At 40.0% G+C, this 12750-nt stretch carries 11 protein-coding genes; 8 read left to right on the top strand and 3 right to left on the bottom strand.

Annotated elements, in window-relative coordinates; translation table 11 throughout:
* Positions 1–101 precede the first annotated feature (101 nt).
* A complete protein-coding gene (locus AC1MGI_RS17625; RefSeq protein ID WP_480346641.1) occupies positions 102–341 on the top strand; it encodes a hypothetical protein in 240 nt (79 codons plus the stop codon).
* Between the two features lie 226 nt (positions 342–567).
* Here AC1MGI_RS17625 and namA read toward each other — a convergent pair whose 3' ends face one another.
* On the bottom strand, positions 568–1584 hold the full coding sequence (gene namA, locus AC1MGI_RS17620) for an NADPH dehydrogenase NamA (protein ID WP_480346639.1): 1017 nt from the start codon (positions 1582–1584) through the stop codon (positions 568–570).
* 76 nt (positions 1585–1660) lie between these two features.
* The gene (proC, locus tag AC1MGI_RS17615) at positions 1661–2512 is read right to left on the bottom strand and encodes a pyrroline-5-carboxylate reductase (RefSeq protein WP_480346637.1); all 852 of its coding nucleotides are present in this window, start codon (positions 2510–2512) and stop codon (positions 1661–1663) included.
* 672 nt (positions 2513–3184) lie between these two features.
* Between proC and AC1MGI_RS17610 the strand changes: the two genes are divergently transcribed.
* A complete protein-coding gene (locus AC1MGI_RS17610; protein ID WP_480346635.1) occupies positions 3185–4150 on the top strand; it encodes an MBL fold metallo-hydrolase in 966 nt (321 codons plus the stop codon).
* A gap of 15 nt (positions 4151–4165) precedes the next feature.
* Positions 4166–4957 carry an SDR family NAD(P)-dependent oxidoreductase gene (locus tag AC1MGI_RS17605; RefSeq protein ID WP_480346633.1) on the top strand — a complete coding sequence of 264 codons (792 nt, stop codon included), beginning with the start codon at positions 4166–4168 and terminating at the stop codon, positions 4955–4957.
* A gap of 28 nt (positions 4958–4985) precedes the next feature.
* On the opposite strand, the gene AC1MGI_RS17600 is transcribed toward AC1MGI_RS17605, so the two are convergent.
* Positions 4986–5330, bottom strand: a complete 345-nt coding sequence (locus AC1MGI_RS17600) for a phage holin family protein (RefSeq protein WP_480346631.1) — start codon at positions 5328–5330, stop codon at positions 4986–4988.
* 581 nt (positions 5331–5911) lie between these two features.
* On the opposite strand from AC1MGI_RS17600, the gene AC1MGI_RS17595 reads away from it, so the two are divergent.
* The 5 genes from AC1MGI_RS17595 (at position 5912) to AC1MGI_RS17575 (ending at position 12712) form a co-directional block, all read left to right on the top strand.
* Positions 5912–6802, top strand: a complete 891-nt coding sequence (locus AC1MGI_RS17595) for a nitrilase-related carbon-nitrogen hydrolase (RefSeq protein WP_480346630.1) — start codon at positions 5912–5914, stop codon at positions 6800–6802.
* 109 nt (positions 6803–6911) lie between these two features.
* The gene (locus AC1MGI_RS17590; RefSeq protein WP_480346628.1) at positions 6912–8285 is read left to right on the top strand and encodes an NAD(P)-dependent oxidoreductase; all 1374 of its coding nucleotides are present in this window, start codon (positions 6912–6914) and stop codon (positions 8283–8285) included.
* Positions 8286–8320: 35 nt separating this feature from the next.
* The gene (preA, locus tag AC1MGI_RS17585; protein WP_480346626.1) at positions 8321–9598 is read left to right on the top strand and encodes an NAD-dependent dihydropyrimidine dehydrogenase subunit PreA; all 1278 of its coding nucleotides are present in this window, start codon (positions 8321–8323) and stop codon (positions 9596–9598) included.
* 38 nt (positions 9599–9636) lie between these two features.
* Positions 9637–11049: a dihydropyrimidinase gene (hydA, locus tag AC1MGI_RS17580; protein ID WP_480346625.1), complete on the top strand. Its 1413-nt coding sequence runs from the start codon at positions 9637–9639 to the stop codon at positions 11047–11049.
* A 190-nt stretch (positions 11050–11239) separates the two neighbouring features.
* A complete protein-coding gene (locus tag AC1MGI_RS17575; RefSeq protein ID WP_480346623.1) occupies positions 11240–12712 on the top strand; it encodes an NCS1 family transporter in 1473 nt (490 codons plus the stop codon).
* Positions 12713–12750: the final 38 nt, after the last annotated feature.

Here is a 12750-nt window from a genome sequence, read left to right as displayed (position 1 = left end):
TTTTAAAGGCTCTTTTCTAAAAGATTGTGGCTAAACAAATAATTGAATGTATAATATTAACAACAAAACAGAATGCTGTTTAAATAGTTTTAGGAGGTGTTATGATGAAATTAAAGAGTTTTATTGTTACCTTCTTATCGCTTGTATTAACGACAGTTGTACTTTTCTTAATTGGTCATTTGTTTTCTATCCCGTGGTTAATGTTTCACCACGAGTATATAGATAACGCAAATGGCTTCATCATTTCAACTGGCTCATTCGTTCCTTTAATAATAGGTTTGGTTGTAAGTTTTTTTGCGGAAAAGATTTATGTTTATAAATATCGACAAAAACTTGGTTGATCATACCAAGTTTTTTTAGGCTCTTATTTTTGCAATGGTTGTAAAATTTACTTGGTGGCAAGAACCAGGGAGCATTCCTTAATAATGAATTCTTGTTTCTAGATAAAGTAGATTAAATCTAGGAAATCATAAACAAGCAAGAAATATGTAGAGGAAACGACCTCTCATATTTCTTGCTTGGCTTATTGTAGCCTGTTGTTAAGAACAAGACGCTTGTGTTGCTGTTTTACCAGCCTCTCTCATACTGTGCGGGTGGTGTGATTTCAGCATTCAATTCTTGTGCGGCTGTTCGTGGCCAGTATGGGTTCCTGAGCAGCTCACGTGCAAGAAAAATTAAGTCTGCGCGGTCATTTTGCAGGATTTCCTCTGCATGAATGCTAGAAGTGATTAAGCCGACTGCGCCTGTCGCAATCTCTGCACCATGTTTAATGGTTTCACTGAAAGAAACCTGGTAGCCTGGAAATGTATGAATGCGGGCAGGTGCTACTGCGCCAGAGCTTACGTCGATTAAATCGACGCCATCTTCCTTCATCCATTTTACAATTTCGATATACTGCTCGGGAGTCATGCCGCCTTCTAAATAGTCATTGGCTGAGATTCGGATGAATAATGGCCCATCCCAAACTTCTTTTACAGCAGTAATGGTTTCTTTTACAATCCGATAACGATTTTCGGCAGAGCCGCCGTATTCGTCCGTTCGTTTGTTGCTGATCGGTGATAGAAATTGATTGAGTAAATAGCCGTGGGCGCCGTGAAGTTCAATCACTTCAAAGCCTGCTTTTTTGGCGCGTTCTGCTCCTTTTTGAAAAGCAACAACCGTTTCTTGAATATTTTCTTTGGTCATTTCTTTTGGAGTTTGATAACGATCATTAAACGCAATGGCTGAAGGCGCGATAATTTCTTCTTTCAGTTCAGCTTTACGACCGGCATGAGCGATTTGTATCCCGGTTTTCGCTCCTTGTTCTTTTATGAGTGAAACAAGTTCCGATAGTCCTGATACATGCTCATCACTCCAAATACCAAGATCATTCGGAGAGATTCTTCCTTGTTCTGTCACGGCTGTGGCTTCAACGATAATTAAGCCTACACCTCCGACTGCACGGCTTGTATAGTGGGTTTTATGCCAGTTTTGCACAATTCCATCTTCAGCAGGACAGGAATACATGCACATTGGCGACATCACAATTCTGTTTTTTAAGGTAATATTCTTAATTGTATAAGGTGAAAATAGTTTAGCGCTCATTTTGTTCAACTCCTTGGATTAAGTTATCGCTAGTATATCAATTTCATTTTGATTCTGCCAAAAATTTGATTATCCGTTAGAAATTAAGACTGGAAATCTCCTTTTTTATTTCTTTAGAGATTTCATCACCCATCCGTTTTGCTTGTTCGGTTGCTTCTTCAATACAAGCGATAAAAGCATTCTGGACATGAAAGTTTTCTAATACTTTAAGTCCGGCTTCTGTCGTACCTCCAGGTGAGGTTACTTCTTTACGGAGCGTTGCTGGTGTTTTTGGTGATTGATTCAGCATTTCTGCTGCTCCTTGAATGGTTTGGATAATCAACTGTTTGGCGGTCACAGGATCAAGGCCGATTTCTTGGGCAGATTTTTCCATTGCCTCCACTACGTAGTAAATATAGGCAGGGCCACTGCCTGAAAGACCAGTTACGGCATCTAATTTGTTTTCCTCGACAACGGACACAGTGCCGATGGATTTGAATAGTTCAATGGCTATTTGAAGCTGTGCGTTTCCTGCTAGTGAATTAGCGGAAAGAGCAGTAGCCGATAAGCCGACAGCAGCCGAGGTGTTTGGCATGGCCCGGACAATCGCCATTTTCGTTTCAATAATTTCTTCAAGGCTTGCTAGATTAACACCTGCCGCTACGGAAATGAGCAACATATTTTCAGTTAAATAGGGGCGGGCGGCTGTTAACGCAGCAAGTACGTCTTTAGGCTTCACCGCAAGAAGTACTACATCTGCATCAGTTAGAGCAGCTTCAAGAGATGTGTGACCATGTACCCCATATTGTTGTTTTACATAAGCTAACCGTTCTTGATTTGATTTATTTGCTACTTTAATTTGTGTAGGATTGACTCCACCTCTTGCGATCATGCCTGATATAATCGCTTCTGCCATTGAACCGATGCCGATACATGTGATTTTGTTCATTTCATTCGCTCCTTTTTTTGAATAAATAAAAAAGCCTTTCATCCAATAAAGGACGAAAGACATAACTTCCGTGGTACCACCTTCGTTCATCTTTCTTTTTGAAAGATGCAGCTCACAGTCCGTTATCGCCGGACCGACGTCAGGTTTACCTGATGGCTCATAAGGGAGGTTCGATAAACAGCGGGTGGTGAAGCCTTGCAGCCTGATGAGCCTCACTCTCTTGCACCATAATTTATGTACTGGTCTTATTCATCGCCTACTATTTACATATTGGGATGTGCATAGAATTTAGCTGTTCTGTATTCCTTTACTAGGAAACAGTCCCGGTACTATTTATCCCGCATTAACGGAAAGTCAATACCTCCACCTCGATGCTTAGAAGAATCGAAGAGTGTAGATGGAGGAAACAGCCCGTAAAAGCCCGATTGGTTTAACTAACAAGCAGTGGAGGATGAAGAAAGCCCCACTGCTTGAAGTTTCACTTTATAAATTATGATGGAAGTCTCAATCTATTGTCAATAGACATGACGATAATTTTATGAATTATTATGTGAAAATAATGACAATTATATAAACGAGATGTAAAATATAAACGATATCCTAATTAAAAAACGATTCGCATTGAAATTTTACATATAATTTTTTATTTTTAATAGTAAAGGTGGAATTCATATGACAAGATTAGATGCGGAAATTGAAAAACTATCGATCCCGACTCCTTATTCTGTTGGCGATGTAAATGTTTATGTAATCAAAGGGGATACACTTACACTTGTAGATGCAGGACCGGGAACTCGTGAAGGAAAAGAAGTTTTAGAAAAAAGTCTTCGTGATTTAGGGCACTTGATAAGTGATTTTGATCAAATCGTGCTCACTCATCATCACCCTGATCATGCTGGTGGCATTGATTTTTTTCCTGAACAGGCAACGGTATTTGGACATGCTTACAATCAAAGATGGCTTGAACTGACAGAAGAATTCAAAGAGACACTTGACTTGTTTTACTTGAATATTGGAAAGGAACTAGGTGTATCCGAAGAGATGATCACTTCGATGAACAATTATCGCGGTTCGGGAAGGTATATTAGTAAGCGTACGGTGCAATCATTTTTGCAAGAAGGAGATGAAATCCCTGGTCTTTCTGGCTTTCGCGTTATTGAAACGCCTGGGCATGCCCAAAGTCACATTTCGCTTTATCGGGAAAGTGATGGGATTATGATTGGTGGGGATCATCTGCTGGATAAAATCTCACCAAATCCTATATTAGAACCACCGATTTCATCTAATGAAAGTCGTCCCGAGCCATTAAATCAATACAATAACTCTCTTAGGAAGTGGCTCGAGCTTCCCATTTCACTCACCCATTCAGGACATGGTAGGGATATTTCCGATACGCATGCATTAATCAACCATAATTTAGCTCGACAGCATGGGCGTGCTATGCAAGTCAAACGAATGATCGAAGCTAAGCCGCAAACGGGGTTTGAGATTTGTAAACAGCTTTTTCCGAGAGTATATCGCAGAGAGCTTGGCTTAACGATTTCTGAAACAGTCGGTCAACTTGACTATTTAGAGGCATTAGGAGAAATTAAAAAGGAAAATCAATTCGGGACATCTATATATTCAATAAATAAGTGAATCGAGAGGTAGACAATGAGTAGATTACTTAATAAATGCGTCGTCATTACTGGCGCTTCAGGTGGAATTGGCAAAGAAATAGCGAAGAAGGCGGCAGATCAGGGAGCACGTGTCGTTCTGCTTGCACGAAATACGGATAAATTAGAGGAGCTAAGGAATGAGCTAAACAGCCAGTATGGAGATGTGGCATATTCGTATACCTTAGACGTTTCAGATATGAAAAAGATTGTTGAAGTGTTTACAGAGATTTATGCAAACGTTGGAGAAATCGATGTTCTCGTGAATAATGCTGGGTATGGCACTTTTAAAGAAGTCGACGAAACAGATACTGACGAAATTCAAGCCATGTTCCGAGTAAATGTAATCGGCTTGATGGCTTGTACGAAAATGGTCGTTCCTGCGATGAAAAGGCGGAAATCCGGTCATATCATCAATGTTGCTTCCATGGCAGGAAAGATTGCAACGCCAAAGTCTACTCTATATTCTTCAACTAAATTTGCAGTGATTGGCTATTCCAATGCGTTGCGTCTGGAAGGAATGCGTGATGGAATTCATGTGACAACCGTTAATCCAGGACCGATTGCAACAAACTTCTTCGACATTGCCGATGAAAGCGGAACATATGTGAAGAATATCGAAAAATTTATCCTACAGCCAGAATATGTGGCGGATAAAATCGTGTCAGCGATGCTTACGAAAAAACGCGAGATCAATTTACCACGCTTCATGAATGCGATTAGTAAGATTCATACACTTTTTCCTAATACGGTAGAAACGCTTGGGAAAAATGCGTTTTTTAAAAAGTAATGGTTGAAAGAAGATAAGACCAGTTTGACTATTCACTGGTCTTATCTTCTTTATTCACTTCATTTTTAGGTACAAATCCTCCTTTATATGGGTCCCATTGCTTCCCGGATTTCTTTTCGTTAATTCCGTAGAGTGTGTTATGGATTAAATCCCGAAATACCACCGCTGCACCTGTTACAAGGATTCCTTGTACAACAGACGTGATCGCAAATCCATAATAAAGCAGACAAGACATTATGGCAAAACTAACCTGAATCCAAGCATAACTCCATGCTGGAATAAATGGTGTTTGACGCAAAAATAGTCCAATAAAATACAAGACGGGAATCAAAATCAATGCGTCATTCCGAATATAGATCGTTAAAAAATCCATCTAGCACTCTTCCCTTTCGTATGCTTCTTCTTTTCATTTTCTTCATGCGTTAGATCTTCCCTTCAACACTGATTGAAGTTTCAATTTATTACAATTTATGTATTTTTGTACAACCATGATCTAGTCTTATATGTATAAAACGAAAGAAAATTTCCCCCACAGGGTCAGACCTTTAAAAATGTCGATGAAATCAAGGTGTGTTAAGTGAATGTAGCTTGGGACATATGACGAAAGATCGCAACTAGTATCCTAATATCGCTCATGTAGGAATTGAGATGCATGATTAAGTATTTTATGAAAAAAGTCATACTTCCATCAGTGGGGGATTACAGCCTGTTGAACCGTGGTAAAGTTTCTTTCAGTGGTATATATGGAGATGTTTTTTTTCATGCTCTTGTATGTTACATCATGAATGACTAACAGATTACCTGATTTAACAAAATGCATAATGCCATCACATTTAGATAGATCGTGATCTGCTAATTTAGCTATCTTTTTTTGAGAGCGTTTTCATCAAGCGTAGAAAAATTATTCATATATTTATAGTGTACATGCATAACATATTTGAGGAGGGATTACTTATGGCAGATAACGTGAAAATTGGTCTTATTCAAGCTTCGAATGATATGGATGGAAACCAACCTGTGGAGGTTCACAAGCAGCAAGCGATTGAAAAGCATATAAAGCTTGTCAGGGAAGCAAAAGAAAAGGGTGCACAAATCATCTGTTTACAAGAGATTTTTTATGGTCCCTATTTTTGTTCTGAGCAAAATACGAAATGGTATGATGCAGCGGAAGAAATTCCGAACGGCCCAACGACAAAACTTTTTCAGGTTTTAGCAGAAGAATTAAGTGTAGTTATTGTTTTACCAATCTATGAGAGAGAAGGAATTGCAACATACTATAATACCGCAGCCGTCATAGATGCAGATGGAGCTTATTTAGGGAAATATCGAAAACAACATATCCCACATGTAGGAGTTGGAAACGGAGGCTATGGGTTCTGGGAAAAGTTCTATTTTAAACCAGGAAACTTGGGCTATCCGGTGTTTGACACTGCGTTTGCAAAAGTAGGAGTTTATATTTGCTATGATCGTCATTTTCCAGAAGGTGCGAGAATACTAGGACTAAAAGGTGCGGAGATTGTGTTAAATCCATCTGCGACAGTAGCTGGACTTTCTGAATATTTATGGAAGCTTGAACAACCTGCACATGCTGTAGCGAATGGCTATTATCTTGGTGCCATTAATAGAGTAGGAACAGAAGGGCCATGGAATATGGGGGAATTTTACGGACAATCTTATCTTGTTGATCCAAGAGGGAACTTTGTCGCAATGGGAAGTCGCGACTGTGATGAAGTAATCATTGGTGAAATGAATAAAAAAATGATACGAGAAGTTCGTGATACATGGCAATTTTACCGAGATCGAAGACCGGAAACGTATCAAGAAATGTCCGAGTTATTACCTTAATAAATGAATTTTCAAATGGGAGCTTTACATCATATAGGTAGTAAAACCCTTTCTATTATGAGGGGGAAAAGTAGGGGGTAAGGATCTTCTCTAAAGGGAGGTTGTTATTGTGAGTAACGTAAATCAAGTAAGAATTTCAGTTGAAGATTTAAGTAGGAATTTTCAAGAAGCTCATCCTGGGTTAACAAAACAGGAAGCAATGGAAGAATCGAATCGTTGTCTCTATTGTTACGATGCTCCGTGTATTACTGCTTGCCCAACAGGAATTGATATTCCGACATTCATTAAAAAAATTGCGTCAGGGAATGTGTTAGGGTCGGCCAAAACGATTATGACGGCGAACCCGATTGGGGCAAGCTGTGCTCGTGTATGTCCGACTGAAGAATTATGTGAAGGTGCTTGTGTACTAAACCATACCACAAAACCAATCATGATTGGCAACTTACAGCGCTATGCAACAGACTGGGCGATACAAAATGAGCAGATTTTGTTCCAACCAGGTAAGAAGAACGGTAAAACAGTCGCCATTATTGGCGGAGGTCCAGCTGGCTTGGCTAGTGCCCGGGAGCTTGGACGATTAGGCTATGAAGTTACTATTTTTGAAGCAGAAGAAAAAGCGGGTGGATTAAACACGTATGGCATTGTTTCATTCAGACTCCCTAAAGAAATCTCTTATTGGGAAGTAAAGCAAGTAGAAAGCTTACAAGTGACTATTCGTACAAATACGCGAGTAGGTAAAGATATATCAGTAGAAGAAATCCTTGAAAACTATGACATTGTTATTCTAGCAATTGGCATGTCTAGTGTTTCAGATATAGGGGTTAGCGGGGAAGAATTAGCTGGTGTGTATGATGCGATTGAATTTGTAAAAGAAACGAAAACAAAACCTATTTCCAACCAGTTTCTCAAAAAACGAGTCGTTGTGATCGGAGCAGGCAATACAGCGATTGATGGAGCAACTTGTTCCGTTCGTCTTGGTGCTGCAAATGTAAAAGTTTTATACAGACGGACAATCGAAGAAATGACAGCTTACAAGTTTGAATATGAATTTGCGAAACAAGATGGTGTTGAATTTAGATGGCTTACTGCTCCAAAACGGATCATTGGCGACGGGCAAGGGCATGTAAAGGGAATCGAATGTATCAAGATGGAATTAGGTGAGCCTGGAGAAGATGGTCGCCGCCGTCCAGTTCCAATTGAAGGTTCTGAATTCACACTTGAAGTCGATGCGGTTATCAAAGCAATTGGACAATCAAGATATGTAGACCTAATTGAAGAATTTGCGTTAGAGCATAATGGTGGAGTTATCAAAATTGATCAAAACACCTTTCAGACATCTAATGAGAAGGTGTTTGCATGTGGCGATGTGATTTTTGGAAAAGGGCAGGGCGAAGCAATGGTTGTATCAGCTGCGCAGCAAGGAAAAGAAACAGCCCATGCCATTCATAAATTATTGTTTCATTCTGTTACAGAAACATCATAATCCAAAACACATCTTACTAATAAGGAGGTAAAATCATGGCTGATTTACGTATTAATCTAGCAGGCATTGAATCCCCCAATCCATTTTGGTTAGCCTCTGCTCCTCCAACCAATTCAGGGTATCAAGTCCAACGTGCATTTGAAGCTGGTTGGGGAGGAGCCGTATGGAAGACATTGGGTGATCCGATATTAAATGTTACATCGCGTTTTGCAGCGGTTAGCTTCAATGGCCAAAAAGTAGCGGGTTTTAATAATATCGAATTAATCACCGATCGACCGCTGGAAGTAAACCTAAAGGAAATATATGAAACAAAAAAGCGGTTTCCTAATCATACGATCATTGCATCGCTGATGGTAGAACCTAGCCAAGAAAAATGGCATGAAATTGTAAAAAGGGTAGAAGACGTGGGAGTAGATGGGTTAGAGCTGAACTTTGGCTGTCCTCATGGCATGGCTGAAAGAGGGATGGGTTCTGCTTCAGGTCAGGTACCAGAATTAGTGGAAAAACAAACGTATTGGGCGAAGGAGGCCGCAAAAACCCCTGTAATCGTTAAGCTGACACCGAATATAACAGATATTACGGTTACGGCCGAAGCCGCTGTAAAAGGTGGCGCTGATGCGATTAGCATGATCAATACGATTAACAGTTTAGCAGGGGTTGATATTGATTCTTGGAATACCATCCCACATGTTGGCGGAATAGGAGCGCATGGTGGTTATTGTGGACCTGCTGTCAAACCGATTGCCCTTCATATGGTTGGCGAATGTGCGAGAAATCCTCGAATTAATATCCCGATATCTGGAATAGGAGGAATTTCTAACTGGCAAAATGCTGTTGAATTTCTGTTAATGGGTGCAACTAGTGTGCAAGTTTGTACAGCGGCTATGCACCATGGTTTTAGAATCGTAGAAGATATGATTGAAGGATTGGATCACTACTTAGATGAAAGAGGAATTGCCTCAGTAATGGATTTGGTAGGAAAGTCTGTAGAGAAATATTCAAATTGGGGCGATCTCGATCTGAACTATAAAGTCGTTGCAAAAATTAACAATGATATATGTATTAATTGTAATAAATGTCATATTGCTTGTGAAGATACGTCACATCAATGTATCGACATGTTGAAAGATCCCTCGGGAAACAGCCTATTAAAAGTTAGAGAAGAGGACTGTGTTGGCTGTAATTTATGTTCAATCGTATGTCCAGTGGATGGTGCAATTGACATGATTGAAATACCAAGTGGACTTCCACCAATGACCTGGAATGAACGCCAAGCAGCGCTGGGTGTAGTTTCATGTGAATCGACTAAATAAAACTGGATATTCAAATTATTATAAATTGGAGGATACTTATGAAAAAAGTAATAAAAAACGGCACGATTGTCACGGCGACGGATACGTATCATGCAGATTTATTCATTGAGAATGGGGTAATCAGTCAAATTGGCAAGCATTTTTCATCTGATGATGCAGAGATCATTGATGCAAAAGGATGTTATGTGTTCCCAGGTGGCATTGATCCGCATACTCACTTAGAAATGCCGTTTGGCGGGACGGTAACAAAAGATGATTTTGAAACCGGTACAATTGCTGCAGCCTTTGGTGGTACGACAACGGTCATTGATTTTTGTTTAACGAATAAAGGTGAAACATTACAAAGTGCGATCGAAACTTGGCATGCAAAGTCAAATCAGAAAGCGGTGATTGATTACGGTTTTCACCTGCAGATTGTCGAAATGAATGAAGATGTGTTACATGAACTTCCTAAAGTGATCGAACAGGAGGGGATTACATCTTTTAAAGTATTTATGGCTTATAAAAATGTGATGCAAGCCGATGATGAAACACTCTTCCGTACACTCATTTCGGCAAAAGAACTTGGAGCGCTCGTCATGGTACATGCAGAAAATGGCGATGTCATTGATTATTTAGTGAAAAAAGCATTGGAACAAGGCCATACCGATCCAATTTATCATGCTTTAACAAGACCTTCTGAAGTGGAGGGGGAAGCGACCGGAAGAGCAGCAATCTTAACTGGGTTAGCCAACTCGCAACTTTATGTTGTTCATGTGTCTTGTGCGGATGCGGCTAGAAAAATTGCCGAAGCAAGAAATAATGGAATTGACATTTGGGGTGAAACTTGCCCGCAGTATTTAGTGTTGGATCAGTCCTACTTAGAAAAACCGAATTTCGAAGGGGCAAAATTCGTTTGGTCCCCGCCTTTACGCGAAAAATGGAATCAAGACGTGTTGTGGAATGCTTTAAAAACGGGGCAACTGCAAACAGTAGGTTCTGATCAATGCTCTTTTGACTTCAATGGACAAAAAGATCTTGGCAAAGGTGATTTTTCAAAAATTCCGAACGGGGGGCCAATTATTGAGGAGCGGGTGAGCATCCTTTTCTCAGAGGGGGTAAAAAAAGGCAGAATATCACTCAATCAGTTCGTTGACCTTATATCAACAAGATCGGCTAAATTGTTCGGCCTATATCCAAGAAAAGGCACGATTGCTGTTGGGGGGGATGCGGACATTGTCATTTTTGATCCAACCGTTGAGAGAACGATTTCTGCAGAAACACACCATATGGCGGTTGATTACAATCCGTTTGAAGGCATGAAAGTGACAGGAGAGCCTATTTCGGTATTATCTCGAGGAGAATTTGTCATCCGAGATAAGAAATTTGTCGGAAAATTAGGCGCTGGCCAGTATTTGAAACGAAAGCAGTATGGTACAAACGATCAATCAGAAACAACAAATCTAGTTTAACTTTCCATCGGTAATAATGTTTATATTAGTGAAGCCCGTTCCCTTTTCCATTATATAAAGATCAATTTTTATAGTTGGAGGAGCAAATGTTTAGTAACCTCTCCTTTCTTTTCTCACAGCATGGCTAACGTGTCTTATGTGACAATTGCCCGGAATATTACAAAAAACAACAGAGAGAAGTGGTGCTTCAATGAAAAAGAGTGGGAATTATCTCAAGTCTCCAGATTTACTGCCGATTTCACATGATGATAGAAAGATAGGAACGAAAGGTTTTGCAGTGATTTGGGTAGGGATGGCGGTGGTTTTAGCCGCATTTGCAATAGGTGGTGCAGGCGTTCAAAGTTTACCGTTAGGATGGGTGATTGTTGCAACACTTATTGGGTCTGTTGCAATTGGGATGTTCATGACCATTATTGGTGATATTGGCATTGAACATGGCCTTTCCTTTCCTGTTTATATGAGGGCGCCATTTGGAACCATCGGTACGCATATCCCTTCCTTAGTACGTGGCGTAACGGCTGCTTGTTGGTTCGGTCTCAATACGTTTTTCGGAGCAACGGCCATGAATGGAATCTTAAACATTCTCTTTGAATTTGATAATTGGTTTGTGTGCTTCTTATTATTTGCAGCTGTTCAATTAGTCAATACGGCCCTCGGAATTAAGGCAATTGAGCGCTTTGCCGATTTAGCGGCACCAATCATTATTCTTATTTCTGCATGGATGTACACATCCCTTTCTGACCAAGCAATGGAACAAGGAAGAGGGATTTGGTCATGGGTGGAAAGTCCTGTTGCAGGGGGAGCTGCTCTAACAGCTTTTATGGTTGTTGTTATGAGTAATATGGGCTTTTGGGCAACGATGGCAGCTGATATGCCTTCTTTATCCAGATTTTTTAAAGCTCCAAAAAACGAACGGAATTGGTTTAAACGAAATAAATCGCAAATTGTAGGAAGTATTATTGTCATGCCGATTGTCAACACATTTATGATCATTATCGGTGCCGTTTCATATATCGCAGTATCTAATTTTGATCCTGTTGCTGCACTCCAAGAAGCTGCAAGTGGCTTTATTTTAGGAATTCTTTTATTGATGATTGTGTTTGCGCAATGGTCTACAAATACGTCTGCCAATGTAGTCCCAGCCGCTACGATTTTCTCCAATGTAGGAGGACCAAAAGTACCGTTTTGGGCAGGAGTTATTATAGCGGGTATCATTGGGATCATCGTACAACCATGGAATTTATTTGATGTTATCATCCCAGCTCTCCTTATTATTGGGGGAATCTTGTCTGCGATTGTAGGAATTTTATTTACGGACTATTATGCACTTCGTAAGAGACGAGTGAATGTGCATGAACTCTATGAAGACCATGGCCAATTTAAATATATGAATGGATTTAATATGGCGGGAATGATTGCTTGGGTGATTGGTGGTTTTGCTGCCTATTGGCTACCCGCTTATTCCTTTCTAGTCGGTTTTGTGGTTGGTGCAGTGATTTATTACTTTTTGGCAAAATATTGGTGGTTTAAGAAATATCGACAAGCAGAAATTACGGATCCAAGTGATGAAAAATATTTGGGTATTACAGTTGGCCGTGATTGGGTCATTGATATAGGGGAAGAAACGGCCGTTGTTCCTGAAAGTGTTGATTCACAATTATAATCATTTTTGGTCTTTGTCCGCCTTTTTTTGAATATATT

The sequence above is a fragment of the Peribacillus sp. BM1 genome, from assembly GCF_056679975.1.
Note: the sequence above shows the minus strand (reverse complement) of the source record. Positions and strands in the feature narration are given on the sequence as shown.

Excerpts from the sequence above, each read along its gene's own strand:
- hydA (WP_480346625.1), top strand. The coding sequence starts at position 9,637 with ATGAAAAAAGTAATAAAAAACGGCACGATTGTCACGGCGACGGATACG.
- proC (WP_480346637.1), bottom strand. The coding sequence starts at position 2,512 with ATGAACAAAATCACATGTATCGGCATCGGTTCAATGGCAGAAGCGATT.
- namA (WP_480346639.1), bottom strand. The coding sequence starts at position 1,584 with ATGAGCGCTAAACTATTTTCACCTTATACAATTAAGAATATTACCTTA.
- AC1MGI_RS17600 (WP_480346631.1), bottom strand. The coding sequence starts at position 5,330 with ATGGATTTTTTAACGATCTATATTCGGAATGACGCATTGATTTTGATT.
- AC1MGI_RS17625 (WP_480346641.1), top strand. The coding sequence starts at position 102 with ATGATGAAATTAAAGAGTTTTATTGTTACCTTCTTATCGCTTGTATTA.
- AC1MGI_RS17605 (WP_480346633.1), top strand. The coding sequence starts at position 4,166 with ATGAGTAGATTACTTAATAAATGCGTCGTCATTACTGGCGCTTCAGGT.
- preA (WP_480346626.1), top strand. The coding sequence starts at position 8,321 with ATGGCTGATTTACGTATTAATCTAGCAGGCATTGAATCCCCCAATCCA.
- AC1MGI_RS17575 (WP_480346623.1), top strand. The coding sequence starts at position 11,240 with ATGAAAAAGAGTGGGAATTATCTCAAGTCTCCAGATTTACTGCCGATT.
- AC1MGI_RS17595 (WP_480346630.1), top strand. The coding sequence starts at position 5,912 with ATGGCAGATAACGTGAAAATTGGTCTTATTCAAGCTTCGAATGATATG.
- AC1MGI_RS17610 (WP_480346635.1), top strand. The coding sequence starts at position 3,185 with ATGACAAGATTAGATGCGGAAATTGAAAAACTATCGATCCCGACTCCT.